General features: G+C 61.2%; 19 protein-coding genes, 1 tRNA gene and 1 pseudogene. 18 read left to right on the forward strand and 3 right to left on the reverse strand.

The window, feature by feature from the left end:
• The 14 genes and pseudogenes from AB3X96_RS01895 (at position 1) to AB3X96_RS01960 (ending at position 14,304) form a co-directional block, all read left to right on the forward strand.
• Entirely contained in the window at positions 1 to 792 is a 792-nt protein-coding gene (locus tag AB3X96_RS01895; RefSeq protein WP_368588377.1) for a BON domain-containing protein, read from the forward strand.
• Complete coding sequence (locus AB3X96_RS01900; RefSeq protein ID WP_368588378.1) at positions 792 to 1,148, forward strand: c-type cytochrome; 357 nt, start codon at positions 792 to 794, stop codon at positions 1,146 to 1,148. The genes AB3X96_RS01895 and AB3X96_RS01900 overlap by 1 nt, the downstream gene beginning before the upstream one ends.
• A 62-nt stretch (positions 1,149 to 1,210) precedes the next feature.
• A tRNA-Ala gene (locus tag AB3X96_RS01905) sits at positions 1,211 to 1,286 on the forward strand.
• A 346-nt stretch (positions 1,287 to 1,632) separates the two neighbouring features.
• Positions 1,633 to 1,821 (forward strand): annotated as a pseudogene (locus AB3X96_RS01910) (P27 family phage terminase small subunit); the annotation flags it as partial.
• A 144-nt stretch (positions 1,822 to 1,965) separates the two neighbouring features.
• Positions 1,966 to 2,211: a helix-turn-helix transcriptional regulator gene (locus tag AB3X96_RS01915; protein WP_368588660.1), complete on the forward strand. Its 246-nt coding sequence runs from the start codon at positions 1,966 to 1,968 to the stop codon at positions 2,209 to 2,211.
• Positions 2,212 to 2,539: 328 nt separating this feature from the next.
• Positions 2,540 to 4,096 carry a type I restriction-modification system subunit M gene (locus AB3X96_RS01920; protein ID WP_368588379.1) on the forward strand — a complete coding sequence of 519 codons (1,557 nt, stop codon included), beginning with the start codon at positions 2,540 to 2,542 and terminating at the stop codon, positions 4,094 to 4,096.
• Entirely contained in the window at positions 4,086 to 5,429 is a 1,344-nt protein-coding gene (locus AB3X96_RS01925; RefSeq protein ID WP_368588380.1) for a restriction endonuclease subunit S, read from the forward strand. The genes AB3X96_RS01920 and AB3X96_RS01925 overlap by 11 nt, the downstream gene beginning before the upstream one ends.
• 30 nt (positions 5,430 to 5,459) lie before the next feature.
• Positions 5,460 to 8,543 carry a type I restriction endonuclease subunit R gene (locus AB3X96_RS01930; RefSeq protein ID WP_368588381.1) on the forward strand — a complete coding sequence of 1,028 codons (3,084 nt, stop codon included), beginning with the start codon at positions 5,460 to 5,462 and terminating at the stop codon, positions 8,541 to 8,543.
• A gap of 484 nt (positions 8,544 to 9,027) precedes the next feature.
• The gene (locus AB3X96_RS01935) at positions 9,028 to 9,516 is read left to right on the forward strand and encodes an endonuclease VII domain-containing protein (protein WP_368588382.1); all 489 of its coding nucleotides are present in this window, start codon (positions 9,028 to 9,030) and stop codon (positions 9,514 to 9,516) included.
• Positions 9,517 to 9,753: 237 nt separating this feature from the next.
• Positions 9,754 to 10,356 carry a recombinase family protein gene (locus AB3X96_RS01940; protein WP_368588383.1) on the forward strand — a complete coding sequence of 201 codons (603 nt, stop codon included), beginning with the start codon at positions 9,754 to 9,756 and terminating at the stop codon, positions 10,354 to 10,356.
• 431 nt (positions 10,357 to 10,787) lie between these two features.
• A complete protein-coding gene (locus tag AB3X96_RS01945; protein ID WP_368588384.1) occupies positions 10,788 to 11,642 on the forward strand; it encodes a hypothetical protein in 855 nt (284 codons plus the stop codon).
• A gap of 323 nt (positions 11,643 to 11,965) precedes the next feature.
• The gene (locus AB3X96_RS01950; protein ID WP_368588385.1) at positions 11,966 to 12,907 is read left to right on the forward strand and encodes a hypothetical protein; all 942 of its coding nucleotides are present in this window, start codon (positions 11,966 to 11,968) and stop codon (positions 12,905 to 12,907) included.
• 258 nt (positions 12,908 to 13,165) lie between these two features.
• The gene (locus AB3X96_RS01955; RefSeq protein ID WP_368588386.1) at positions 13,166 to 13,813 is read left to right on the forward strand and encodes a DUF4145 domain-containing protein; all 648 of its coding nucleotides are present in this window, start codon (positions 13,166 to 13,168) and stop codon (positions 13,811 to 13,813) included.
• 38 nt (positions 13,814 to 13,851) lie between these two features.
• Positions 13,852 to 14,304 (forward strand): hypothetical protein, encoded by a 453-nt coding sequence (locus AB3X96_RS01960; RefSeq protein WP_368588387.1) that lies wholly within the window; start codon positions 13,852 to 13,854, stop codon positions 14,302 to 14,304.
• 60 nt (positions 14,305 to 14,364) lie between these two features.
• Here the strand turns inward: AB3X96_RS01960 and AB3X96_RS01965 are convergent, their stop codons facing one another.
• Positions 14,365 to 15,345, reverse strand: a complete 981-nt coding sequence (locus AB3X96_RS01965) for an integrase (protein ID WP_368588388.1) — start codon at positions 15,343 to 15,345, stop codon at positions 14,365 to 14,367.
• A gap of 616 nt (positions 15,346 to 15,961) precedes the next feature.
• On the opposite strand from AB3X96_RS01965, the gene AB3X96_RS01970 reads away from it, so the two are divergent.
• Complete coding sequence (locus AB3X96_RS01970) at positions 15,962 to 17,494, forward strand: diguanylate cyclase (protein ID WP_368588389.1); 1,533 nt, start codon at positions 15,962 to 15,964, stop codon at positions 17,492 to 17,494.
• Positions 17,495 to 17,654: 160 nt separating this feature from the next.
• Positions 17,655 to 18,962: a solute carrier family 23 protein gene (locus AB3X96_RS01975; RefSeq protein WP_176109749.1), complete on the forward strand. Its 1,308-nt coding sequence runs from the start codon at positions 17,655 to 17,657 to the stop codon at positions 18,960 to 18,962.
• A gap of 62 nt (positions 18,963 to 19,024) precedes the next feature.
• Here the strand turns inward: AB3X96_RS01975 and AB3X96_RS01980 are convergent, their stop codons facing one another.
• A complete protein-coding gene (locus tag AB3X96_RS01980; RefSeq protein WP_368588390.1) occupies positions 19,025 to 20,680 on the reverse strand; it encodes a Na+/H+ antiporter in 1,656 nt (551 codons plus the stop codon).
• Between the two features lie 238 nt (positions 20,681 to 20,918).
• Here AB3X96_RS01980 and AB3X96_RS01985 point away from each other — a divergent pair, with 238 nt between their 5' ends.
• Together AB3X96_RS01985 and AB3X96_RS01990 are read left to right on the forward strand one after the other, a co-directional pair.
• A complete protein-coding gene (locus AB3X96_RS01985; protein ID WP_368588391.1) occupies positions 20,919 to 22,205 on the forward strand; it encodes an EAL domain-containing protein in 1,287 nt (428 codons plus the stop codon).
• Positions 22,206 to 22,240: 35 nt separating this feature from the next.
• Positions 22,241 to 22,936: a copper homeostasis protein CutC gene (locus AB3X96_RS01990; protein ID WP_368588392.1), complete on the forward strand. Its 696-nt coding sequence runs from the start codon at positions 22,241 to 22,243 to the stop codon at positions 22,934 to 22,936.
• A gap of 19 nt (positions 22,937 to 22,955) precedes the next feature.
• On the opposite strand, the gene AB3X96_RS01995 is transcribed toward AB3X96_RS01990, so the two are convergent.
• Positions 22,956 to 26,543 carry an indolepyruvate ferredoxin oxidoreductase family protein gene (locus AB3X96_RS01995; RefSeq protein ID WP_368588393.1) on the reverse strand — a complete coding sequence of 1,196 codons (3,588 nt, stop codon included), beginning with the start codon at positions 26,541 to 26,543 and terminating at the stop codon, positions 22,956 to 22,958.
• Positions 26,544 to 26,662 lie beyond the last annotated feature (119 nt).

A 26,662-nucleotide genomic window follows, 5' to 3' on the forward strand; every position in this document is an offset into this window, starting at 1 on the left:
ATGAGCGTATTCCGCATCAAGAAGACACTGGTGAGAACCGTGCTCGTGGTCGGGTTCGCGGCGGGGCTGTCGGCCACGCTGCAAGGCTGCTTTCTCGCCGTCGGGGCCGCGGCGGGCGGCGGCGCGCTGATGGCGACGGACCGCCGCACGCTCGGCGCGCAGACCGAGGATCGCGAGATTCAGGTGAAGGCGCTGTCGCAGATCAGCCAGAATCTGCCGGACTCGGCGCACGTCAACGTCACGGTGTTCAACCGACGCGTGCTGCTGACCGGCGAGGTCGCTGGCGAGGCGTCGAAGCAGCGCGCCGAGAGCATCGTGCGGAACCTGAACAACGTGAATACGATCGTCAATGAACTGGCGATCATGCCGGCGAGTTCATTCTCGTCGCGCACCAACGACACCTATCTCGAAACGCGCGTGAAGACCGCGCTGATTGCCGAGAAGAACATTTCGGCGAACAACTTCAAGGTCGTGGCCGAGCGCGGCAACGTTTATCTGATGGGCCTTGTCACAATGGATGAGGGCAAAATCGGAGCCGACGTCACGAGTCGCGTGCCGGGCGTCGTGCAGGTCGTCAAGGTGTTCCAGTACATCCAGCCGCAGGAAGCGGAGGCCGCTGCGGCCGCGAGCGCGACGGCGCCGGTGGGCGCCTCGCAGCCCGAGGTTGGTGAGCCGACCGTCGGCGCGATTCCCGATTCGGGGGTGAGCGCGCGACCGCTCGATCAACAGGCGCCTGCGCCGGTTAATTCGTCGACGGCGGTTCGGCCGGGCAATCCGAAGGCGGTGCCTTGATGCGGGGTGTGACGCTTGGGGGTGTTGTATTCGCGGTGGTGGTCGGTGCGATGGCGGGCACGATGACGTCGGGTGCTTGCGCGGCTGAGGCCGCACCTCGCGGCCAGCAGGTCGCCGCGGCGAATGCGTGCATGGGCTGTCACGCGGTGGATCGCAAGTTGGTCGGGCCGTCGTTCCACCAGGTCGCCGCGAAATATAAGGGTGACGCGCAGGCGCCGGCCAAACTCGCGCGCAAGGTGAAGGACGGCGGCGTCGGCGTATGGGGCATGATTCCGATGCCAGCCCATCAATCGATGAGCGATGCGGATATCCGCACGGTGGTCGACTGGGTGCTCGCGGGCGCGCCGTCCAGATGAGGTTTTCCCGAGGCTGGAGGCTTGGCAAAAGGGAAAATGGCTGTGCTAGAATTATTTTCGTCGGGGGGGTAGCTCAGCTGGGAGAGCGTCGCGTTCGCAATGCGAAGGTCGAGGGTTCGATCCCCTTCCTCTCCACCATCGATTTCCCTTTAAAACCGGTCACTTAGGCCGGTTTTTTCATTTGGGCGCTACTTCCGTCGTCTTCGGTTTGACACCCCGCAGGGTGACATCAGGGTGACAGACAGATGCCTGTCTGGTGCCAAGGATGACATAGGGTCTGCGGCAGGGTCAATCCTCCGCTTGGCGTCGCCGCGTTGCGTCCCGCGATCCGACCGCCGCGCCTAGATCGGCCTCACTTCCGATGCGCTTCCTTTCGGGTATGCCTAGACTTGATCTTTCAGGTCGGAGCACAAGGGAGGTCGGCATGCGCGAACGAAGGCTTGGACCACTCAACCATGAAGCCGCTTCTTCCCAACTTCGAGGTATGCAGGGCAGCTTTAGCAATCCCAATCCGGGTGATGCGCGGCTGCTGGCACGTTTATCTCCTAACGCAGTAACCCACTGGCCCAGTGTGGCACGACAGTTGTCAGACGCAGGTCTGCTTGATTCAGTAGACGGGGAACTGCTGCTTTGCTACTGCGAAGCATACGCAAAGTGGTGCGCAGCTGGAGACCAGCTTGCAACGATGCTGATTGCCTTGGGATTGTCGGCAGGCCACCATGCACCTGAGCGAGCAGATCATGTGCAAAATGTCTCACGTCCTACTTCGGGGACGGAAGCAAAACCGGAGCCGATCCAACGAGCGCCTAACGCCATCATGCGTCGTGCCCAGGTCGAAAGGGAAACAGGCTTGTCTCGGTCAACCATTTATCAGCGCATGAAAGCCGGAACCTTTCCGCCCTCTGTGCGGCTTGGAGCCGGAGCGGTGGGCTGGCGTGCCGCCGACATCGACGCATTCCTGGCATCGCTGGCCGACTACAAGGCGCCGGACGGTGGCCTCGAAGAAGCGAACGATGGACGTGGCCTACCCGGTGCGCACCGTCCTGCTGTCCATAGAGGCTGAGCCGTACTGAGAGGCTCTTCCGAAGCGCCGACGGTCCTGCATTTTCGCTCCAAGGCCGCCGCATGTTACCGGGTGACAGACCCGCGCTGCCACCCTTCTCCTCAGATGACCTCTTTCCAGTACAGCTCGTGTCCTCACTGGGGAGGTGTGTAGGCTGGCAGCAAGAACCCGTCTCCTCGTCGCCTCGCGTCTCGTCCGCCAACCGCTGCGAAGATAGCCGCACTCTCAATGGAAATACAGTGTCCTCTAAGGTTAATTCGTACGCTGATTGCAAGTCGACCGCAAACGGCATAATGTCGGCCTGCACCAATCTAGAAGAAGACCAGCAATGATCGAGGACATTAGAAAAACGCTGTGGGCCGCAGCCGACAAGCTTCGTGCCAACATGGACGCGGCCGAGTACAAGCACATCGTGCTGGGGCTTATTTTTGTCAAGTATATTTCAGATACCTTTCAGTCCCGGCGAGAGGAACTGACCTGCCGCTTTCTCGACAGCGACGATGACTACTTCCTGCAGGATAGCGACGACGAAACTATCGCTACCGAGCTCGAAGATCGCGACTACTACACGGAGGTCAATGCGTTCTGGGTGCCGGAGGCTGCACGTTGGGAAAGCCTGCGGGCCCAAGCGAAGCAGGCGGATATAGGGAAGCGCATTGACGAAGCTTTGGCTGCCATTGAAGGCGAGAACCCAAAGCTCAAGGGCATTCTTGATAAGCGCTACGCCCGTGCGCAGTTGCCGGACGGCAAGCTCGGCGAACTCGTCGACCTGATTTCACAGATCGGCTTCGGCAGCGACGCAAACATCGCCCGCGACATTCTCGGCCAGGTCTATGAGTACTTCCTCGGTCAGTTCGCAAGCGCCGAGGGCAAAAAGGGCGGCCAGTTCTACACGCCCGCAAGCATCGTCAAGACGCTCGTTGCTGTCCTGGCTCCGCATCACGGCAAGGTCTATGACCCATGCTGCGGTTCGGGCGGGATGTTCGTGCAGTCAGAGAAGTTCATCGAAGCTCATGGCGGCAAACTGGGCGACGTGTCCATCTATGGCCAGGAGTCGAACCCGACTACGTGGCGACTCGCAGCGATGAATCTGGCGATTCGTGGGATCGACTCGAACTTGGGTAAGGAACCTGCCGACAGTTTCACTCGCGATCAGCACCCAGATCTTCGTGCTGACTTCATCCTAGCGAATCCGCCTTTCAATGTGTCGGACTGGTGGCACGGAAGTCTCGAAGGTGATCCTCGCTGGGCTTATGGCACACCGCCGCAGAGTAATGCGAACTATGCGTGGTTGCAGCACATGCTCTATCACCTGAAGCCCAATGGGCGAGCAGGCATCGTGCTGGCGAACAGTTCGATGAGTTCAAGCCAGAACGGCGAAGGTGAAATTCGAGCCGCGATGGTCGAGGCCGATATGGTCGAGTGCATGGTCGCGTTGCCGGGGCAATTGTTTTTCAATACGCCGATCCCGGCCTGCCTTTGGTTCCTCGCCAAGCAGAAGACGACGCGCAAGGGCGAAATACTGTTTATCGACGCTCGCAAACTTGGACGGCCCGTCAGTCGCGTGCAGATCGAGCTACCAGACGAAGACATCGCGAAGATTGCCGACACCGTATCCGCGTGGCGTCGCGACTTCGAGGCGAAGTACACGTATAGCGACGTGCCGGGATTCTGCCGCAGCGTGAGCCTCGCCGAAATCGCTGAACATGGGCATGTTTTGACGCCGGGCCGTTACGTCGGTGCGCAGGAGGTGGAGGATGACGATGAAGCTTTCGCTGACAAAATGCAGAAGCTGACAGAGAAGTTGGGCGAGCAGATGGCGAAGGGGACCGAACTGGACGCGTTGATTCGCCAGAAGCTGGGGGGGCTGGGGTATGAGTTCTGACTTTGAGCTGCCGCCGGGCTGGTCATGGGAAACGATCGACACGTTGAAGGCGGAAGGTCGGTCAGTCGTCTCGGGGCCTTTCGGTTCGAATATTGGAAAGAGGTTTTTCGTCGAACACGGCGTTCCCGTCATCCGAGGCAATAACCTAACCCTTGACATGGAGCGCTTCCTCGACGTTGGATTCGTGTTCCTGACGGATGAAAAGGCCGCTGAGTTCACAAATTGCGAGGCACACCCGGGCGATCTGATTTTTACTGCGGCAGGCACAATTGGGCAGGTTGGAATCATTCCCCGCACGCCGAGATATTCGAAGTACATCATCTCCAACAAACAGCTGCGGGCTCGGTTGGATTCGGCAAAGATCTTGCCGTTGTACGCGTACTATTGGCTGGCATCGCCTCCAATGGTCGCAATGATACAAAGCAGAAATACGGGATCGACGATTCCCCTTATAAACCTATCGGTATTGAAATCGCTGCCTGTACCGGTTCCTCCGCTTGCGGTTCAAAACGAAATCGTGGGCGTTCTGTCTTCACTCGATGACCGAATCACCCTGCTTCACGAGATCAACGCTACTCTCGAAGCCATCGCCGAGGCTTTATTTAAATCTTGGTTCGTCGACTTCGACCCGATTCGAATGAAGGCAGAAGGCCGTGAGCCGGACGGGCTTGACGCGGATACGGCTGCGCTGTTCCCGGATGGGTTTGAGGAGTCGGCGCTGGGGCCGGTGCCGACAGGGTGGAGCGTCGGCAAGCTAGGCGACCTTGCCGAAACAGTTCGTAGTCAGCGTCAACCGTCCGAACTGAACGATGACACTTACTACATCGGGTTGGAGCATATCCCTCGTAAGTCGTTGAGTCTCGAAAACTGGGGTACGGCGGGCGGTCTTGAGAGCGCAAAGTTTTCGTTTACGCGCGGCAATATACTGTTCGGGAAGCTGCGACCGTATTTCCACAAGGTGGTGATTGCACCGTTTGATGGGGTTTGCTCGACGGACATCCTTGTTTGCAAGCCTAAGGCGCAGTCATATTATGGCATGGTGACGATGCATCTTTTCAGCGAAGCATTGATCGATTATGCGGACCGCTTATCGAACGGTGCGAAGATGCCACGAGTAAATTGGAAGGACCTCGCCGCTTACCCAATTGTCGTCCCACCGATAGCCATTGCTGAGCAATATTGGATCACAATTCGCCCGCTGCTCGATGGAATCGTTGACAACGTCCACAAAGCGACGACTCTTGCTGCACTACGCGATGCGCTACTACCACGCCTTATTTCCGGGCAGCTTGATATTGTTGAGGCAGAGGCAATGCTGGAAGGCGTCGCATAGAGCAAAGCACAAAAGGGGGCCGAGAGAGCCATGACCGAAGATCAATTAGAACAAGAAGCACTCGACTGGCTGAGGCAAGTTGGTTACAACCATCTCTACGGCCCCGATATCGCCCCCGATGGCGACTCGCCGGAACGTCACGACTACCGACAGGTATTGCTTGTCGATCGAGTACGCGATGCCATCGCGCGGCTAAACCCTACGATCCCTTTTGCAGCTCGCGAAGATGCATTGCGACAGGTTCTCAACCTCGATACGCCGGTCCTGCTTTCGGCCAACCGCAACTTCCACAATCTGCTCGTGAACGGCGTTCCAGTGGAGTACGAGAAGGGTGGCGAGACGCGTGGCGACTTCGTGAAGCTTGTCGACTTCGAAGATGAATCTGCTAACGAGTGGGTTGCCGTTAACCAAATGCGCATCGAAGGGCCGAGGCAGCCTCGCCGCCCTGACATCATCCTCGTCGTGAACGGCTTACCGCTAGTCCTGCTGGAACTGAAGAACCCGGCTGATCAGAATGCCGACATTTGGAGGGCGTACGACCAGATCCAGACATACAAGGAGCAAATTCCCGACATCTTCGAGTACAACGAGATCCTCGTCATCTCCGATGGTAGCGAGGCGCGGATGGGCTCGCTATCCGCGAACGCGGAGCGCTTCCTTGCATGGCGAACCATCGACGGCAAGACGCTCGACCCGCTGGGTCAATTTAACGAACTCGAAACATTGATTCGTGGCGTCCTCGCTCCCGGTTACCTGCTCGACTACCTTCGCTTCTTCGTGCTCTTTGAGGACGACGGCGGCCTAGTTAAGAAGATCGCCGGATACCATCAGTTCCACGCGGTCCGAGCGGCTATTGCACAAGTGGTCGAATCATCGAGACCGGGCGGTAGCCAGAAGGGCGGAGTTGTTTGGCATACGCAGGGTAGCGGCAAGAGCATCACGATGACCTGTTTCGCTGCTCGAGTCATGCGGGAAGAGGCGATGAGGAATCCCACCGTCGTTGTCATCACCGATCGCAACGACCTCGACGGCCAGCTATTCGGTGTGTTCTCGCTTGCGCAGGACCTTCTTCGTGAGGAGCCGGTTCAAGTTACCACCCGGCAGGACTTGCGGGACAAGCTGGCGAATCGTCCATCGGGCGGCATCGTTTTCGCCACGATCCAGAAGTTCATGCCGGGCGAGGATGAGGATACGTTCCCTGTACTCTCTGACCGTCACAACATCGTCGTCATCGCGGACGAAGCACACCGCACGCAGTACGGATTCTCAGCCAAGTTCAAGGGTGAGGAGAAGGGCTATCAGGTCGGCTATGCGCAGCACCTACGCGATGCACTGCCTAACGCTACCTTCGTAGCCTTCACGGGCACGCCTGTCTCGAAAGAAGATCGTGATACCCGCGCGGTGTTCGGCGACTACATCCATGTCTACGACATGCAGCAGGCCCGCGATGACGGGGCCACGGTTCCTATCTACTATGAGTCGCGCCTTGCGAGGCTCGGGCTGAAGGAGGAGGCGTTGCCTGAGATCGACGAAGAGGTCGATGAGCTGGCAGAGGATGAAGAGGCCGACGAACAATCGAGGCTGAAGACGCGTTGGGCCGCGCTCGAAAAGGTGGTCGGTGCCGAGCCCCGAATCAAGAGCATTGCGGCCGATCTCGTCGCGCACTTCGAAGAGCGTAACAAGGCTATGCCTGGAAAGGCCATGCTCGTCGCTATGAGCCGGGAGATATGCGTTCATCTCTATGACGAGATCGTGAAGCTGCGCCCCGAGTGGCACGACCCCGATCCTGAGAAGGGGGCCGTCAAGATCATCATGACCGGGTCGGCGTCGGATAAGGCATTGCTGCGCCCGCATATCTACCCGAAGCAGGTCAAGAAGCGGCTAGAGAAGCGTTTCAAGGATCCTGCCGACCCACTGCGGCTCGTGATCGTGCGTGACATGTGGCTCACCGGCTTCGACGCGCCGTGCGTACACACCCTTTATGTCGACAAGCCGATGAAGGGGCACAACCTGATGCAGGCCATCGCCCGCGTCAATCGAGTCTTCAAGGACAAGCAAGGCGGCTTGGTGGTCGACTACATCGGCATCGCCAATGACCTGAAACAAGCTCTCAAGGAATACACAGCCAGCAACGGCCGTGGGCGGCCTACTGTCAATGCACATGAAGCCTACTCCGTGCTCGAAGAGAAGCTCGATGTGCTGCGGGCCATGCTTCACGGTTTCGACTACAGCGACTTCATGACTGGCGGGCACAGGCTGCTAGCTGGTGCGGCCAACTTCGTCTTGGGGCAGAAGGACGGCAAGAAACGATTCGCCGATGTTGCGCTGGAGATGAGTAAGGCGTTCACGCTGTGCTGTACGCTCGATGAGGCGAAGGCAGTGCGTGAGGAAGTGGCCTTCTTTCAAGCTGTAAAGGTGCTGCTGACAAAGCGGGAGATCAGCGAGAAGAAGCGCACGGACGAGGAGCGAGAGCTAGCAATCCGGCAGATCATCGGCTCTGCTGTAGTGTCGGAAGACGTTGTCGATATCTTTCAGTCAGTCGGCCTCGACAAGCCGAACATCGGTATCCTCGACGATGACTTCCTCGCCGAAGTGCGGAACCTTCCCGAACGTAACCTCGCCGTCGAGCTGCTAGAGCGTCTGCTCGAAGGGGAGATAAGGAGTCGCTTCGGCAGCAGCGTCGTGCAGGAGAAGAAGTTCTCGGAGCTGCTCGTCAGCGTCATCACCCGGTATCAGAATCGCTCGATTGAGACCGCGCAGGTGATCGAAGAGCTGATCGAGATGGCAAAAAAATTTCGAGAGGCCGCGAATCGAGGCGAGGAGCTAGGGCTCACTGACGATGAACTGCGCTTCTACGATGCGCTCGCAAACAACGAGGCCTCTGTGCGGCTACTGGGCGACGAGACATTGAAGAAGATCGCCCACGAGCTGACGGAGAATCTTCGAAAAAGCGTGAGCGTCGACTGGGAGAAACGCGAGAGCGTGCGGGCAAAACTGCGGCTGATGGTGAAGCGGATTCTGCGAAAATACAAGTATCCGCCTGATCAGCAGGACGAGGCCGTGCAGACGGTTCTGCAGCAGGCTGAAAAGCTGAGTGCGGAGTGGGCGGCGTAGAGGGCAGCCTAACAACGTAAGTGGAGCGGGCTGATTGCTGGAAACGGCCAATAGTCACATTCCGAACTCGGGCCCCTACCCTGGGTCTCCCCTTTGGAAAGCATAGTGTCCCTGTTCTGCAAGTGCCCCCCGGAGGGTGTGGGGGTACCTTGTCAGCTAGTCTTGAAATCTTGTGGCGGCGGACTCTCATTCACAAAGCTCAACAACAACGAACAACCGAGAGCCTTTAGCGGGTTTTTTGAAGTCGTCTGGAATCGAGCATGGGGGGTACTACGCGCCGCCGGATTCGCAACCAAGCGAGCACGCGGGCGAGAAGCATGTGAGTATCGACCGGCGCAGATAAATTTTCCTGCATCCAAATGTCGAACTCGTCTTAAATGCTAGGATGACTCGAGAGGTAAACCCTCGCCTAAAGTGCTGTGAAAACGGTGAAAAACCTCTAATAGGCGATACCGTGCCGCGACGGATAAAACTGTACAAAACCATGTTGTACAGAAACAAGAATAAACGTTGGGAAGAGCAGACCGCAGACGCTACTAAGTACCCCCAGGGATATTTCAATCCGAAACCCTGCCGCCGCTGTGGCACTGTCTTCACGCCGAAGGCGCCGAGCAACCTTTATTGCTCGCAAGCGTGCTCAGACTACGGAGTGGTGTCTGCGTACCTAAATCGCTGCTACGGTATCGACTACGATGCCTACCTGTCGATGCTTGCCGAGCAGAGCGGGGTCTGCGCGTTGTGTGGCGGTGAGGGATTCGTCATGGCGGGGCACCACAAGCTGAAGCTGGTTGTCGACCATTGTCACAAGACCGGACGCATACGCGGGCTTCTGTGTCACAACTGCAACCGTGCGCTCGGGCTTCTCCAAGACGATACCGACGTGATTCGCAAAGCTGTTGGCTATCTGGAAGGTGTAGCGACCATCCCGCAAGGGCGTAGGCCCAAGCGGGCCAAAGCGCAGCGCCCCCGCTAACTCGCGGAGTGGTGAGATAGTCGGCGACATGCAGTGGTGCCGCAATGGCACAGGGCGGAATTAGCGAAGCGGCGTCATGAACCCACTGATGCCGTGGAATTTCTGTGGCTCACAAGGTGTACCAATTGCGCTATCGCAACAGTGGGTAAGATCGTTGGCTCAAAAGGTTGACTGTGATTTGAGCCACCCGTAGTATTGAGCTATCGGAGTTTTGAGCTATCTACGGACGAGACCACTATGAAGACTGTCTACTACGGGCGCATTTCGACGACTGACGGCCAAACGTCAGCGAGCCAGTACGATGACGCAGCGAAGCAGGGCGTGCATGCCAAGCACGTTCACATAGACGAGGGCGTAAGCGGCTACCACGTAGCCCCAGAGGAGCGCCTCGAATGGAAGCGCGTGCTCGACAAGCTCTCGGACGGGGGTGTGCTCTATGTTCGCTGGCTCGACCGCATCTCTCGCCGTTATGACGAACTCCACCGCACCATGCGTCAGCTGATGGACGCGGGTGTTAAGGTCGTCTGCACTATGAACGGGATGGTCTTCGACGGCACTGCTACAGATGCGATATCGAAGGCCACTCGGGACGCCGTGCTGGCGTTTATGGCCGCACAGGGTGAAGCGGACTACCTGAATCGCCGTGAAATGCAAAAGCGCGGAATTGAGACTGCCAAGGCGGCAGGAAGGGACATGGGGCGACCCAAGGTGGCTGACGCCGTTACGGTCGCGGCTTGGCGTCAAGAGCAGGGAGCGAGCATTGTGCAGACTGCGGAGAACTTCGGGATTAGCGTTGCTACGGTGAAGCGGTACTGCGCGGACCAGAAGCAGGTCGCGTGAACGGCACGGCCAAGGCGGCTTCCGAACTGCCACCCGTTGCCTCGTCTTCACTGTCGCAATCCCCCGGCGTTCTTCGACCGGCGGCGAGTTACACCACGGCCGTCATAGGCGCGATTGGTAATACTTATTGCGGTTCTGGCAGGCTTCTTTGTGCACTAAACACAGGTTCGTTAACATATTCGACGACGAATTCACGGCTTGTTATCGGAAAAGCGAAGAAAAATGGTGACCTGTTAACAGGAACCGCGACGAATATGCGATTTCCTGGAACGCCATTGTTATTTCATCGGTGAGCGCCGGAAACGGTAGTAAACGTGCGGGCGCACTGTTAACCTTCGATCTCCCAGGGCCCATGGGGGAGTTGCTTCACCGCCAGACCGGACACGGTGTGAGCGACAGTGAGGCCAGACCATTTCGGAGAGTTATGAACGATGAAACCAACCAAGTCGGCAATGGCCCGTGCCGCCCGCGAGCGCGGCGAGCGAACCTTTATGGCGACCTGCATCCGCCACGGGGAACAGTCGCACTACGCAAGCACCCGAGCATGTTTGTTGTGCCAGTCGGAGCGTAACGCACCCAAAAATGTAACAGCCGCTGAGCGCTACCGAAGCGACCCCGAGTACCGCGCCCGCTGGCGCGAGCGATCGACGACAGCACGGAGGAAACGCAGGAAGGACCCGGAGTACCGTGAAGCAGAGAACGCAAAGGAACGGGAATGGAGGTCGCATCGCTTCGCCAACAATGCCGAATTCCGGGGGCGCAAGCGCGAGGGTGTCGCAGCAAATAATTGGCGCAAGGCCACAGGCGGCAACATGACCGGATGGTATGGCCTAGAACGCGAAGCGCTCCAGCAAAAATACGGGGAATGCCCCGAGGGATTCGACATGGACCACGCGATCCCGAAGATCGCCAAGGCTGTCCGGGGTAAGCAGGTCGCGAGCGGGCTCCATTGCTGGGCGAACGTGATTCAGACACCACGAGCGGTCAACAATATGAAGCGAACGCAATTTAACCCCGATAACAACCGCCTTCAGAGGCCTGCCAACCGATTTCCGGGCGGTGCATTCGACCCAACACCCACGGAGCCAGAGTGGTCACTGATCAAGGCCGCCGCTGAAGACCTCAAGTCAGTGGTGAACATCGATGGCGTGGAGTACGTGGCCGACGTAATACCAGGAACCCCTGTGGAGGTCTGCTTGGCGGTCCTACGAGAGGCGCTGGACCGGGAAGCCCTAGCCTACGAGGACCATGTAGCGATGATCGAGCAGAAGCTGCCGGAGTGTTAAGGGCTTACAGGGCAACGTAGGTGGAAGACCATCAATGGCGACCATCGAAACGAGATACTAACGCAAACCAAAGCTACCCTGGAAACGTCTGTGGCATAACATAAGTACTCCTAATGTAATGAGATGTGATTCCGGGGTCAGTGGGTATGCCTTAGTTGATCCAGTATCGGTGATTCCGTTATCGGTTATCCACCTAAGATGTAATTCCGTAAGGTTGCTGATATGTGTCTGGACTTAGGGTTACTCAATTTACGTCAAATTGACGGTCTTTTTGGGGCGGCTCATTGCTGACAGCGTCAATCAACAGGTGAAAATTCAACGATATGGCAAGCAATAAAGCAAAGATCATTCAATCTGTCCGCAACCAGGCCGAGGAGGTTGCCAAGGAACTAACGGAGGCGGCAGCACAGCAGGACGTCAAGCTGGTCGCGAAAGTGTCGGTCGTACCAGCCAGCAACTTCCCCGACTGGCCGACCAGACTGGCCGAGGCGCTATGCGATAACCCAGCACTGGCAGGACAATCCAACCAACAATTGGCGTCTGTGATCGAGGCCAGGAGCGGAAAGACCGGGTTTAACACCACGCTGATCTCCAAAGACCTAAGCCAAGGGCAACGCACTCACGCAGCCGCTATCCTGAGCAAGCACGGGTACTCGACGACAACGCTGGTCAAGGGAACGGACATCAAGCGCATTGTCAGAGACCAGGTGCGCGACGCAACGCCAGAGGCGGCGACTGCGGAAATCAGCACGGTCTTCTTTCCGGATGGAGTCGCCATTGATGGCAAGACCTACAAGTACCGGCAGAGAAACAACACGCCCACCGGCCTTCCATGGAATGACCTGTGTATCCGTCTGGCGGGAGTTGAGATTCCCCTGAACTCGGTACTGAAGCTGCGTGGCGTCAGTATCGGAGAGTTCCAACTCAAGGACGCAGCCGCAAGGGAGTTCGCACGTACGGAGCAGACAGTGCGTAGGCAGGAGTTGGACAGGGAGCCCAAGACGGCACGGACCCTTTCGGAGCTTGCCAGGGCCGTCACAGCGAACCACCGTACGGTGAGCCCAGCTGCCTACACCGGCAGCCAGCTTGCCGAGCTTATCCGTACGTGGTTCTACAATGTCACGGTGGAACAAGGCCAGTATGTATGCCTTGGCGACCTGTTGAACTCCATGCAGGAGAACCCTGAGATGGTAAAGGCGTTGGAGGCTTTCGTTAGTCGGTCTTATGACGATGCTGCCAATGATGGAGAAACGGAGGCAGCTTAATCCAGCGGCAAACGCTGCGCGATAGCGCCAATCCGCCAAATTTTCCACGGAAAGATACTCGATGAAGATTTGTGCATCGGCCATTAAACAAGAAAGCAGGACTGGGGAGCGACGCGTCCCTACCGTCGCCAGAGTCTGAATACGAGGTAGAACAATATGAAACGAACACTGTGGACGGCTGCGCTAGGTCGCGACTGGTGCCCACCGTGGACTTGCCCTGTCTGCGATACGGGGACGGTGGCGCTGCTAAAGGACTCCATGGTTTTTGAGGAGACGGCGGAATCGCGTCGGTGGCAAGCTGATGACGACTGGGATCCGGACTGGACTCGATACACCTTCACGGCTTGGGGCGAATGTCAGCACTCGACCTGCAAACAGCGGTTTGCCATATCTGGGACTGGCGGGGTTGGGCCGGAAGTTGGAGAGGAGGGCGAGACAATTTGGGACGATTACTTTTTGCCGGCTGCTTGCCACCCCATGCCGAGGATTATTGATCTGCCCAATAAATGTCCCGACGAAGTGAAACGAGAGCTTCGATCCGCGTTTGAACTCTTCTGGTCGCATCCCGAAGCCTGTGCGGGGCGCATCCGCGTTGCCCTCGAACTTCTTATGGATCATGTCGGGGTGCCTCGGAAGAAAACGGACGACAAGGGAAAGGAACGTCCGCTCGATCTCCATGCTCGAATTGATTTCTATTCGTCGCGAGCTACCGAAGCTGGCGCACAGTTGATGGCGCTGAAGTGGTTGGGTAACACAGGCAGTCACGGTGGGGCTGTCGGCAAGTCAGATCTGTTGGACGCCTTCGAGGTCTTGGAGCACACATTGGCGGAAATCATAGAAAAGCGCTCAGAAAAAGTAGCGCTCCTCGCAAAGAAACTGACGCAGAAGCACTCAAAGAAGAAGTAGCGCGTCATTAACCTTCGCCAGTGTTATGGATGCGGCGCATGGACAAGACCAAGGAGAAGCATCGGCATCGACGGCAGCGCGAACTGCTGAGCCGGTACGGGCGTATCACAGATTGGAATGTGAGTCTGTCCGAACGTGCAGACCGGCCTCGGGGACTTCCTCCGGTGCGAGCGAGCCGTGCAACCGTTCTGATCGAGGGAGAGTTCACCGAACCGGTAGGCGAGGTGGCCCGATTTCTGATCCAGGTCTCGCCGACCGAGAAGCCCGAACTTGGTAACGTCGAAGTCCCAAACGTTGGGGTGTTCATATCGGTTAAACCGGAAATGCAGGGCGTCGTTGATATGACGGAGGTCCGGTTGCAGGAGTTGCTGACCCTCGCCGCGTCCGGTCGTCTGGCTTGGTGCTTCGTTGCATTCACGGCGCCGTTTCGCCGCTCAGCCTTTATCGTCAATATCGACTTCAACACGCAAGGGCCGGAAGACGAGGGTTAGCTGGCTAGAGCTGAATTGACCCGCCCCACATCGGCGACGGGCCATGGGAGTCCGAGATGCTCAGCCGAGCTTCATCGCCAAATCGCCAGCGTCAATCGAGACATACCGCTGGAGCATGTTCGCGGTCGTGTGACCGGATATGGCGCGAAGTTCGAGGACCGAGAGGCCCTGCCGCGCCAGTCTTGTCAGCGCATCATGTCTCAGGTCGTGGAACGTGAAGTCCGTGATACCAGCCCTCGCAACTGCTCGCTGGTACGCTTGCTTTACGGCTTCCATGGAAACAGGGAAGACCCGTCCGTCAAGGCTGCGAGGTAGCGATTCGAGCATTCCGGCACACGTCGACGAGAGCGGAATCCGTCTCGGCTGTCCGGTCTTCGTCACCTGTAGCCTGGCCGTTCGGTGCGCCAGATCGACGTCTTTCCATAGCAGCGCAAGGATTTCACCGCGTCGAGCTGCGGTCTCCAGCGCGAAGATGACGACGGGCTTGATCCACGGGTTCTGGCACTGATCGCAAGCGGAGATGAGTGCGGCCCTTTCCGGTGCTGTCAGTACTCGGTCCCGAGGCTTGCCGGATTTCGGCTTTCTGATGAGGCCGACAGGATTGGTCGGGATGCGAAAGCCCCATTCCCGGATGGCGATGCTGAAAACGTGTCCTAGCAGCTGGATTTCCCGCAATGCAGTCCCCGACGAAACTTCGCTCAGACGCGCATCGCGCCAGGCCGCGACCATCTGCGGCGTGATGGTGGGCAGTGCATGTTTCGCGAGGCTGTGCTTCTTGAAGGTTTCAATCCGGTAGGACTCGGCGCGACTTCCACGCTTCCCGTTACTGACCTCCTTCGCGTACCGGTCCAGGAGTTCTCCCAGGGTCGCCTGGTGGTCCGAGGGAGTCTCGATCCACTCTCCGGCATCGATAAGGCGTTCCTGCAGTCTTGCCCACTTCTCCGCATCTTTCTTGAGGGTGAACGTCTTCGATTGGCTCGGGTAGCCTGTGCGCTTCACAATCGCTTGCCAGCGGTCGTTTCGTTGTCGAATGGTTGCCATCACTGCTCCAAGGGTGACAGCAGGGTGACAAACCAGTCTGACGAACGGGGGCACGTAACGCTAACCCCTTGATTTAACGCTTCGTCGGGGGGGTAGCTCAGCTGGGAGAGCGTCGCGTTCGCAATGCGAAGGTCGGGAGTTCGATCCTCCTCCTCACAAAATAGCCGTACGCGATGCTCACCGCAATCCAGTGACGAGCGATGCCATCTTTCACCGACAAGGCCTGCATTATCGAAGACAGGGAGCCGCCTGGCTTTCGCGGGTAGCGATTGGCTACACAACTGGGAGAGCAGCCAGGTAGCACGCAACGTTTGAACGTGACAGCCTCGATTGAATACCCAGGTGACGAGGCCAACTATCCAGCCAATACGCATTTGCCATCCAAATAATTGGACGACGCCTGGATAACCCAGCGATCAGGCGCAACCCCCCGTCGGACGGGGCTTCTGGCGCGCCGATTTTGCGCATTCGGGCGAAAATCCGTCTATGCAAACGTTTGCCGATGCGCCACGTCTGCTACGCTAACGCTTTCGTAGGTCGCGAAATTACCGGTACTGCCGGGACGCGGCCGCCTCTTCACGCGCCACCTTCAGCGCAAGCCAAAAACCAAAAACGCATGTTGACGCGCGGACCGAACAACGTGATTGCGATCAGCGTCTTGCTGGCCGGCGCGATCCTCGCGATCGCCGTGTCGCTGCTCGCACAGATGCGCGAAGATGCGTTGCGCCGCGCGCAAGACTCCATCGCCAACATATCCCTGCTGGTCCAGCGCGACGTGTCGCGCAATCTCGAGATCTACGACCTGTCATTGCGCGCGGTGATCGACGGACTGAAGCAGCCGGGCGTCCTCGATCTGCCGCCGGCGATCCGCCAGATGGTGCTGTTCGACGGCTCGATCAGCGCACAGGACATGGGCTCGGTATTCGTGCTCGACGAGAACGGCAACGTGCGTTTCGATTCACGCGCGTGGCCGCCGCGCGAACAGAGCCATGCCGACCGCGACTACTTCAAGACACAGCGCGCTTCGCCCGACGTCGGGCTGTACATCAGCCGCCCGTTCAGCCGGAACGGTACCGACGAGGACCTGCGCATCGCGCTGAGCCGGCGCATCTCGAGGCCGGACGGCAGCTTCGGCGGCGTGGTGGTCGGCACGCTGCGGCTCACGTATTTCCATCGGCTGTTCGACGGCATGAAGCTCGGGCCGAGCGGCTCGATGGCATTGATGCTCAGCGACGGCACGATGCTGATGCGCCGTCCTTACGACCCGAAAACGATCGGCATCAACCTGACCGGCACGGCCAACTTCTCGCGCTTCGTCAAGCAGCCGAGCGGCGACTTCTTCGGCACCGCGGCGATCGACCGCGTCGAGCGCTGGTACGCGTTCCGCCATATCGACGGCTTTCCGCTGATCCTCGACGTCGCGCTGTCCACGCGCGACATCTACGTCCAATGGCGGCGGCGCGCATGGGTCATCGGCACGCTGATCGTCGCGCTCGACGTGACGATCATCGCGCTCGCGATCCTGTTCTCACGTCAGTTGCGTCTGCGCCGCGCGGCCGAGGAAGAGTTGCGCGAACTGGCACGCACGGACGGGCTGACCGGCCTGAACAACCGCCGCACCTTCGAGGAGCACGTGAACGACGAATGGCGACGCGCACAGCGCAACGGCAGGCCGCTGTCGCTGCTGCTGATCGATGTCGACAACTTCAAGGGCTTCAACGACCTGTACGGTCATTCGGCCGGCGACGAAGCGCTGATTGGCGTCGCGCGCTGCATCGCGCAGAACGCGCGGCGTCCGGGCGACACGGCCGCCCGCTTCGGCGGCGAGGAGTTCGCGGTGCTGCTGCCGGACACGGATGCGACGGGCGCGCAGCGGATCGCCGAGCAGATCCGCGCGGCGGTGCAGGCGCTGCAATGCCGCCACGTGGCCAGCACGCATCACGTGCTGACGGTGAGTGCCGGAGCAGTAACGGCGCAGGACGCGGCGTTCGCGACCAGCCGCGCACTCGTCGACGCCGCCGACCAGGCGCTGTATCGCGCGAAGGATGCCGGTCGCAATCGGGTGATGGCCTACGGCGCGGCGACGGACAACTCCTCGCGGGCCGGCTCCGCGGTGACGCCGGACATCGACGCGCGCGGCGCGAAGTGACGCGCACCCGGGCCGTGCTTGTCGGCCCGCTTCATGGCCTGCTTCATAGCCTGCTTGCCAGCCCTTATTGCTCTCCGTAAACTCGCGCGTAACTTTGCCGGACCCACGCCGCAGCGCGTGATCGGCACACACCACGCCGACCCAGAGGAGAATCCCCGCGATGGCCGCATCCTATTTCCCCCGCTGGCGCCGCCAGCCTGCCGCCGCCGAGGGCGGCATCGTCGGCATCGACGAGAGGCTCGGGTGGCCGCAGATGTTCGCGATGGGCGTCCAGCACGTCGTCGCGATGTTCGGCTCGACGGTGCTCGCGCCGCTGCTGATGGGCTTCGATCCGAATCTGGCCATCTTCATGTCGGGGATCGGCACGCTGCTGTTCTTCGTGCTCGTCGGCGGGCGCGTGCCGAGCTATCTCGGTTCGAGCTTCGCGTTCATCGGTCTCGTGATCGCGGTCACCGGCTACGGCGGACACGGAGCGAATCCGAACATTCCGGTCGCGTTGGGCGGCATCATCGCGTGCGGTGTTGCGTACGGGGTGATCGGTCTGATCGTGGCGGCGGTGGGAACGGGCTGGATAGAAACGCTGATGCCGCCGGTCGTGACCGGCGCGATCGTCTGCGTGATCGGTCTGAACCTCGCGCCGATCGCCGTGCATGGCGTGAGCGGCAGCAATTTCGAGTCGTGGATGGCGCTCGTCACGGTGCTGTGCGTCGGCGCGGTCGCGGTATTCACGCGCGGCATGCTGCAGCGTCTCTTGATCCTGGTCGGCCTGCTGCTCGCCTACGTGATCTACGCGATCGTCACGAACGGCCTCGGCATGGGCAAGCCGATCGATTTCTCGATCGTCGCGAACGCTGCGTGGTTCGGCATGCCGCACTTCATGTCGCCGGTGTTCGACCCGCACGCGATGACGCTGCTTGCACCGATCGCGGTGATCCTCGTCGCGGAAAACCTCGGCCACATCAAGGCGGTCAGCGCGATGACGGGCCAGAACCTCGACCGCTACATCGGCCGCGCGTTTCTCGGCGACGCGCTCGCCACGATCGTGTCGGGCTTCGCGGGCGGCACCGGCGTGACCACGTACGCGGAAAACATCGGCGTGATGGCGGTCACGAAGATCTATTCGACGCTGGTATTCGTGATCGCCGCGTTGATCGCTCTCGTGCTCGGCTTCTCGCCGAAGTTCGGCGCGGTGATCCAGACGATTCCGGGACCGGTGCTGGGCGGCGTGTCGATCGTCGTGTTCGGCCTGATCGCGGTGACGGGCGCACGCATCTGGGTCGTCAACAAAGTCGACTTCTCCGATAACCGCAACCTGATCGTCGCGGCAGTCACACTCGTGCTCGGCGCCGGCGACTTCTCGCTGAAGCTCGGCAGCTTCGGGCTCGGCGGCATCGGCACCGCGACGTTCGGCGCGATCATTCTGTACGCGCTGTTGAGAAGGAAGCCAACGCAAGGGCCGGTGGCCTGAGCTTCTTTTACCGGCACCGGCGTTTCGAGCGCCGGTGCCGAGCCTGATCCAGCAGCGACCTCCTACCTTTTGCGCGCGGTCAGCGCTGTCTCCGACAGATCCACTTCACGCATCAGCTTGTTCATCGTCTCGTCGTTGATGCGCTGGGTGTCGCGCAAATCGAGCAGTGTCTTGCGCTCGGCACGCATCGCCGCGAGCTTCATGCGGAATTCGAGCGCATCGGCACGGCGCGCGAGTTCGCGTGGCGCCTGGTCGTCGTCGAGTGACGCGAGGCGGCGGCGGTACAGGTCCATCACGCGCGCAGTCACGTCGGTTGCATAGGCCTGAGCCGATTCATCGAGGTCCGCGCACTCGGTGTCGTGCAGATGATCGATCGCGCGAATCGCCGATTGAGCGGCCAGCGTGCGCGCGAGCGCTTCCTCGGCCGCGTGCGGGTCCTTGCCGCGCCGCCAGCCGCGCAGCAGCAGCGGCAACGCGGCCACCGCCACCAGCAGCGACAGCAGGATCACGCCCGACGCGATGAAGATCGCGAGATCGCGTCCCGGCAGCGGCGTGCCGTTCGGCAGAACCTCCGGCAGCGACAGCACGCCCGCGAGCGTCACCGCGCCGCGCACCCCGGCCACGGTTGTCACCGACACCATGCGCAACCCCGGCACCGCGTTCGCGACACCATGTTTCGTCGCGCCGCGGCTAGCGAACCAGCGCAGCAGCCACACCCACGCGAAGCGCATCGCATATAGCGCGAGCGCCACCGCAACGATATAGCCGATCAGCAGCACCACCTGCGCGTCGTTGGTTTCATGCGCGTCGAGCAGCGCGCGGCCGAGGATGTGCGGAAACTGCAGGCCGAGCATGATGAACACCATGCCGTTGAACACGAACTCGATCATCGTCCACGTGCTCGTGGCACGCACGCGCGAGGCGACCTGCCACTTCTCCATGATGCTTGCGTAATTCATCATCATGCCGGCGGACACCGCGGCGAGAATGCCCGACAGCTCGAAGCGCTCGGCGGTCAGATAGGCGGCGAACGGAATCAGCAGCGTCATCACGACACCCGGCGCGGGATCGCCTTCCTCGGTGAGATTCAGGAAACGCGCGGACACGAAGCTGAACACCGCGCTCACCGCTGCACCGACCGCGAGGCCGCCCACCGCGATGATCACGAAGCTAACCGACGCTGCACGCAGCGAGAACGCCCCGGTCAGCGCGGCGGCGATCGCGAACTTCAGCGCGACGAGGCCCGACGCGTCGTTCATCAGCGCCTCGCCTTCGAGGATATGCATCAGCTGCCCCGGAATCTTGCCCTTGCCGGCGATACCGGACAACGCGACCGCGTCGGTCGGCGACAGCACCGCGGCGAGCGCGAACGCGACCGGCAGCGAGATCTGCGGCACCAGCACGTGCACGAAGTGACCGACCACCAGCACCGTCATGAACACGAGGCCGAGCGCGAGCATCAGGATCGCGCGGCGCGCCATGAAGAACTCGCGCTTCGGAATGCGCCAGCCATCCGCGAACAGCAGCGGCGGAATGAACAGCAGCATGAAGATTTCCGGATCGAACGCGACGTGCAAATCGAGGCGCGGCCACGCGAGCATCGCGCCGATCGCGATCTGCATGAGCGGCAACGGCAGCTTGAACGGCAGTGCGCGGGTCAGCACGCCGGACGCGGCGACGGCCAGTAGCAGGATCAGAACGGTGAAGACAATTTCCATCGTGTATTCCGGGTGGATGAAGGGGGCAATCCGCGCACCGCAACGGTGCGCGCCACGCCCCCGGGCGGCGCACGAACGCTGTCGCCGGTGCAATCTTTCGGGCGAATTACAGCACAGTGTGCGCCAGCGTGCGCATGGAGCTTGCTTAACCGGTAACGATGACGCACATTTTGAGAGACGGTGTCGGTCTCGTTGCCGTTCTCGTTCTGACCGACCGGTTCTCGCGTGAGAGGATTGCATGACGATTGCGCAACAGGATAGGGCGGCGGGCGTGCCGCACGGCTTCGAGGTCGAGGTGACCTCGGGCCTTCGACGCTATTCGGTGCAGCACGGCGAACTGACGCTGACTAGCGTGTTTCAGCCGATTTTCAGTCTGTCGCACCTGCGCGCGGTCGGCTACGAGGGCTTGCTGCGCGCACACGACGCGCTCGATCGCGCGGTGTCGCCGCTCGACGTATTCGGCGACGCCGCGCGCCTCGGCGACGCGCTGCAGATCGACCGGCTCGCGCAGACGCTGCATCTGGAGAACTTCAAGGTGCTCGGCGCGGAGCGCGAATGGTTGTTTCTGAACGTCCACCCGGGCGTTCTGACCGACCCGTATCTGTCGGCCGCTTTGCTCGCGAATCTGCGGCGGCTCGATCTGTCGCCGCGGCGTGTGGTGCTCGAAGTGCTCGAGCAGAGCGCTGAAGATCTTGACCGTCTCGCCGACGCGGTGCGCGAGTTTCGCGAGCGCGGCTTCCTGATCGCGCTCGACGATTTCGGCGCCGGCCATTCGAACATCGAGCGGATCTGGCAACTGAATCCCGACATCGTGAAGCTCGACCGCATCATGCTGTCGCACGCCGCGCATCGCGCCGACATGGCGACGATCCTGCCGGGGCTCGTGTCGCTGCTGCATGAGGCGGGCAAGCTCGTGCTGATCGAGGGCGTCGAAACCGAGCACGAAGCGCAGATGGCGCTCGCCTGCAATGCGGACTTCGTGCAGGGGTTTTTCTTCGGCCGGCCGAGTCCGGGTATTGCCGATGCGATCCACACGGCGATTTGCATCGGCGAAGTCACCGAGCGTTATCGCGAGCAGGCCGAGGCACGCGAGCGGCGCAGCGCCAGCCGGCTCGCGCCGTATCTGCGCGCGTTCGAGCGCGCCGCGGAGCGTCTCGCCGCTGGTGAGCCGCTCGACGAGGTGTGCTGGAATTTCCTCGCGCTCGATCACGCGGCGCGCTGTTTTCTGCTCGATGCGAAGGGCCGCCAGGCGGGCCGCAACGTCGTGCTGCGCGCCGATCGCGCGGCGCAGGAAACGCGCTTCCTGCCGCTCGCCGACGCGCAGGGCGCGAACTGGCTGCGTCGCCCGTACTTCAGCGTCGCGATCAATGCGCCGGAGCGCGTGCACGTGACCCGGCCGTATCTGTCGATCAACGAGGCGTTGCCGTGCGTGACGCTGTCGGTGGCGACGCGTGTCGGCAGCGAGACCTGCGTGCTGTGCGGCGATATCGACTGGGTCGAGGAAGAACGCGACGCGCGCATCTGACATGATGTCGCTTTAATCGAAATCAGGTTGCGTTCATGTCCGTGCTGCTCGAAGTGATTGCCCCGACCGTCGCCGATGCGCGTGCGGCCGCGCAAGCCGGTGCCGATCGTCTCGAACTCGTGACCGCGATGGGCGAGGGCGGTTTGACGCCGAGTGTGGGCTTGATCGAGGCGGTGGTAGCCGCGGTCGGCATACCCGTGAACGTGATCGTGCGGCCGCATAGCCGCTCGTTCGTCTACGACGCCGACGACTACGCGGTGATGCTGCGCGACATCCGTGCGGTGAAGGCGGCCGGCGCGAACGGCATCGTGATCGGCATGCTCGATGCCGAGCGCACGATCGACCGCGAAGGTCTCGCGCGGGCGTGCGAAGCCGCCGATGGACTCGCGATCACGTTCCATCGCGCGTTCGACGAGGCGCGCGATCTACGCGAAGCGCTCGACGTACTGCTCGGCTTCGAGGCGGTGACGAATGTGCTGACGTCGGGCGGAAAGCCGTCGGTGCTGCAGGCGCAAGCCGTGGTCAGCGAACTGGTGCGGCAGGCTGACGGTTCGCCTTGCACGGTGCTCGCCGGTGCCGGCTTGACGGTCGATGCGGTCGCGGACTTCGTCAGCAACACGCACGTCGAGGCCGTCCATTTCGGCTCCGGCGTGCGCGTGAACGGCAACGGACTCGCGCCCGTCGATCAGGCGAAGGTGATGCAGGTGAGGGCGCTGCTCGACGCGACTTGAGCCGAACAGCGCAACGAACCTACTTCGCGACCACCACCGGAATGCCGCGCAACTGCCCGGCGCCTTTCATTTCCTCGAGCGACTTCTTCACCGCGACACCGGTCGCCGCATCGATGCCGAGGCGCGCGGCGAGGTCACGCTCGCCGCGCTTGACGCCCGCCAGATTCGCGAGCTTTACGTGCCCATAACCGCGCACGCGCGCATACAGTTCTGCGAGTTTCGCGACTTCGTCGAGATGGCTCGCGTCGAGTTTCGCTAGCGCACGTTGCAGCGTGGTTTCGTAATCGCTCGCGAGCTCGCGCTCCATTTTGCGCTCGAGCGTGCGGCCGAACGGATCGAGCGCCGTGCCGCGCAGACCGCGCCATTTCGCGAGCAGGCCGAGCACGGGCCACATCCACTGACCATAGGTCTTCTTCGTGGGCACGGCACCGGGCTGCGCGCGCGTAAGCGTCGGCGGCGCGAGGTTGAAGCGGATTGTGAAGTCCTTGCCGGCGACGCCCTCGAACTGCGCTTCGAGCGCATCGCGGAACGCGGCATCCGTATGCAGACGCGCGACTTCGTACTCATCCTTCACCGCGAGCAGCCGATAGAACGTCGTCGCGACCGCGCGCGTCACACGCTCGCTCGCCGCATCGACGGCGGTTTCCGCGCGCCGTGCCGCATCGACGAGCGCGCGATAGCGCTTCACATAAGTCACGCCACCATACGCGAGCAGACGTGCTTCGCGATGCGCGATCAGCTCGTCGAGCGTATCGACTCGCACGCTCGGCTTCGGCGCATGTCGCGACTGCCACAGCGATTCGAGCGCGGCGGGATCGGCCGCGGCCATGCGCCCGATCGAGAACGCGAGTTGATTCATCTGCACAGCGACGTTGTTCAGTTCGATCGCGCGCATCATCGCGGCGAACGACACCGGCACCAGACCGAGTTGCCATGCGAAGCCGAGCATCAGAATGTTCGCGCCGATCGTATCGCCGAGAAAACGCGTTGCGAGCGCTTGCGCGTCGCACGTCGACATGCGCTCTGCACCCGCCGCGTGACGCATCTTGTCGATCAGCGCATCGGCATGCAGCGTCGCGTCGGGGTTCTGCACGAAGCTCGCGTTCGGAATCGCATGCGTGTTGACGACGATGCGCGTGCGGCCATGCCGCACCGTCTGCAGTGCATCGGCACTCGCGCCGACCACCATGTCGCAGGCGAGCAGCACGTCGGCCTGCTGCGTGTCGATGCGCACCTGGTTCAGCCATTCGTCGCGCGCGGCAAAGCGCACGAACGACAGCACCGAGCCGCCCTTTTGCGCGAAGCCCATGAAGTCGAGCACCGACGCGCTCTTGCCTTCGAGGTGCGCGGCCATGCTGATCAATGCGCCGACCGTCACGACGCCGGTACCGCCCACTCCGGTGACGAGGATGTCGTACGGCGCGGCATCGAGTGGCGTCGCGGGAATCGGCAACGCGTTGACGTGGGCAGCGAGCGCCTGCGGATCGAACGCGACGCCCGCGGCCTTTTTCAATGTGCCGCCTTCGACGGTGACGAAGCTCGGGCAAAAGCCGTTCACACACGAGTAGTCCTTGTTGCACGACGACTGATCGATGCGGCGCTTGCGACCGAGCGTGGTTTCCACCGGTTCCACCGACAAACAGTTCGACTGCACGCCGCAATCGCCGCAGCCTTCGCAGACTTCTTCGTTGATGAAGAGCCGCTTGTTCGGATCGGGGAATTCGCCTTTCTTGCGCCGGCGGCGTTTTTCGGCCGCGCAGGTCTGGTCGTAGATCAGCACGGTCACGCCGTCGGTGTCGCGCAACTCGCGCTGCACGGTGTCCAACTCGCTGCGATGGTGAAACGTCGTGCCCTGCGGAAACTGGCCGTGATGACCGTCGTATTTCTCGGGCTCGTCGCTGACCACGACGAAGCGCGACACGCCTTCGGCTTCGACCTGTCGCGCGATCTGCGGCACCGAGATGCTGCCGTCGACGGGTTGACCGCCCGTCATCGCGACCGCGTCGTTATAGAGGATCTTGTAGGTGATCGTCGCTTTCGCGGCGACCGCCTGGCGAATCGCGAGAATGCCCGAGTGAAAGTAGGTGCCGTCGCCGAGATTCTGGAACACGTGGCGGGTCTTCGTGAACATCGAATGCGCGGCCCAGTCGACCCCTTCGCCGCCCATCTGAATCAGCCCGGTCGTGTCGCGCTCCATCCACGACGCCATGAAATGGCAGCCGATGCCCGCCTGCGCGATCGAACCGTCCGGCACTTTCGTCGACGTGTTGTGCGGACAGCCGGAGCAGAAGTACGGCGTGCGCTTCACGCTGTCCGCCGCGTTCGACAGGATCTGCGGAGCGACCAGATCGACGACGCGTTCGCGGCGATCGAGCGCCGGCTTGTGCTTCGCGAGCCAGTTCGCGAACACCGGCAGAATGCGCGACGGCCGCAATTCGCCGAGCGACGACAGCAGCAACGTGCCATCTTCGGCGTGCTTGCCGATCACGACCGGCCGCGTGCCTTGCGTGCGGTTGTACAGATAGTCCTTGATCTGCTGCTCGATGACGGGGCCCTTCTCTTCGATCACGAGCACTTCGGACAGGCCCGACACGAACGCGTCGATGCGCGTCATCTCCAGCGGAAACGACAGTCCGACCTTGTAGATGCGCACGCCCGCCGCGTCGAGATCGGCGACGGTCAGATCGAGCCGGCGCAGCGCTTCCATCAGATCGAGATGCGCCTTGCCGCACGTGACGATGCCGACGTTCGCGTGCGGGCTCGGCGCGATCCATTTGTCGATGCTGTTGATGCGCGCAAACTGGCGCACCGCGTCGAGCTTCGCGTGCAGACGCGCTTCGATCGTCAGGCTCGGCAGATCGGGCCAGCGGTTGTGCAAACCGCCGGCTGGTGCTTCGAATTCCTGCGGAGGTGTCCATTCGGTTTGCAGCGCGTCGAGATCGACGGTCGAGCCCGATTCGACGGTCTCCGAAATCGCCTTGTAGCCGACCCACGCGCCCGAGAAGCGCGACAACGCCCAGCCGTACAGGCCGAACTCGAGCATGTCCGCGATGTTCGACGGATTCACCACCGGCATGTGCCACGCCATCATCGCGAAGTCGCTCTGATGGGGCATCGACGACGACACGCAGCCGTGATCGTCGCCGGCGACCACCAGCACGCCGCCGTGCGGCGACGAGCCGTACGCGTTTCCGTGCTTCAGCGCATCGCCCGCGCGGTCGACGCCCGGGCCCTTGCCGTACCACATCGCGAATACGCCATCGACGGTACGCTCGGGATCGGCTTCGACGCGCTGCGTGCCGAGCACGGCGGTGCCGCCGAGTTCTTCGTTGATCGCGGGCAGAAAGCGGACGTCGCTCGCGGTGAGCAGTTTTTTCGCCTTCCACAACTGCTGATCGACCATGCCGAGCGGCGAGCCGCGATAGCCGCTGATGAAGCCGGCGGTGTTCAGGCCGCGGGTTTTGTCGAGCGCACGCTGCATCAGAGGGAGGCGCACGAGCGCCTGGGTGCCGGTCAGAAAGATCCGGCCGCGCGTCGCGGTGAGATTGTCGGAAAGCTTGTAGTCGGCGAGAGCGGGCGTGCCGTCGATGGGCAGGCGAGCGGTCATGGGGGGTCTCCAATGTTCTGGCTCGGCGCGCGGGTGGTGGGGTCACCGATACCGCGCAGCGAAAGAGACTCTATTTTTTAGCGCTCGCGGGAGTGAATTATTGCTTCTTTAATCGGGCG

Origin of the sequence: Paraburkholderia sp. BR13439, from assembly GCF_040948805.1 — a bacterium.
GTDB classification, from domain to species: Bacteria; Pseudomonadota; Gammaproteobacteria; order Burkholderiales; family Burkholderiaceae; genus Paraburkholderia; species Paraburkholderia youngii.

Coding starts and splice junctions, on each gene's coding strand:
- AB3X96_RS01895 (WP_368588377.1), top strand. CDS start 1: ATGAGCGTATTCCGCATCAAGAAGACACTGGTGAGAACCGTGCTCGTG.
- AB3X96_RS01900 (WP_368588378.1), top strand. CDS start 792: ATGCGGGGTGTGACGCTTGGGGGTGTTGTATTCGCGGTGGTGGTCGGT.
- AB3X96_RS01915 (WP_368588660.1), top strand. CDS start 1,966: ATGCGTCGTGCCCAGGTCGAAAGGGAAACAGGCTTGTCTCGGTCAACC.
- AB3X96_RS01920 (WP_368588379.1), top strand. CDS start 2,540: ATGATCGAGGACATTAGAAAAACGCTGTGGGCCGCAGCCGACAAGCTT.
- AB3X96_RS01925 (WP_368588380.1), top strand. CDS start 4,086: ATGAGTTCTGACTTTGAGCTGCCGCCGGGCTGGTCATGGGAAACGATC.
- AB3X96_RS01930 (WP_368588381.1), top strand. CDS start 5,460: ATGACCGAAGATCAATTAGAACAAGAAGCACTCGACTGGCTGAGGCAA.
- AB3X96_RS01935 (WP_368588382.1), top strand. CDS start 9,028: ATGTTGTACAGAAACAAGAATAAACGTTGGGAAGAGCAGACCGCAGAC.
- AB3X96_RS01940 (WP_368588383.1), top strand. CDS start 9,754: ATGAAGACTGTCTACTACGGGCGCATTTCGACGACTGACGGCCAAACG.
- AB3X96_RS01945 (WP_368588384.1), top strand. CDS start 10,788: ATGAAACCAACCAAGTCGGCAATGGCCCGTGCCGCCCGCGAGCGCGGC.
- AB3X96_RS01950 (WP_368588385.1), top strand. CDS start 11,966: ATGGCAAGCAATAAAGCAAAGATCATTCAATCTGTCCGCAACCAGGCC.
- AB3X96_RS01955 (WP_368588386.1), top strand. CDS start 13,166: ATGGTTTTTGAGGAGACGGCGGAATCGCGTCGGTGGCAAGCTGATGAC.
- AB3X96_RS01960 (WP_368588387.1), top strand. CDS start 13,852: ATGGACAAGACCAAGGAGAAGCATCGGCATCGACGGCAGCGCGAACTG.
- AB3X96_RS01965 (WP_368588388.1), bottom strand. CDS start 15,345: ATGGCAACCATTCGACAACGAAACGACCGCTGGCAAGCGATTGTGAAG.
- AB3X96_RS01970 (WP_368588389.1), top strand. CDS start 15,962: ATGTTGACGCGCGGACCGAACAACGTGATTGCGATCAGCGTCTTGCTG.
- AB3X96_RS01975 (WP_176109749.1), top strand. CDS start 17,655: ATGGCCGCATCCTATTTCCCCCGCTGGCGCCGCCAGCCTGCCGCCGCC.
- AB3X96_RS01980 (WP_368588390.1), bottom strand. CDS start 20,680: ATGGAAATTGTCTTCACCGTTCTGATCCTGCTACTGGCCGTCGCCGCG.
- AB3X96_RS01985 (WP_368588391.1), top strand. CDS start 20,919: ATGACGATTGCGCAACAGGATAGGGCGGCGGGCGTGCCGCACGGCTTC.
- AB3X96_RS01990 (WP_368588392.1), top strand. CDS start 22,241: ATGTCCGTGCTGCTCGAAGTGATTGCCCCGACCGTCGCCGATGCGCGT.
- AB3X96_RS01995 (WP_368588393.1), bottom strand. CDS start 26,543: ATGACCGCTCGCCTGCCCATCGACGGCACGCCCGCTCTCGCCGACTAC.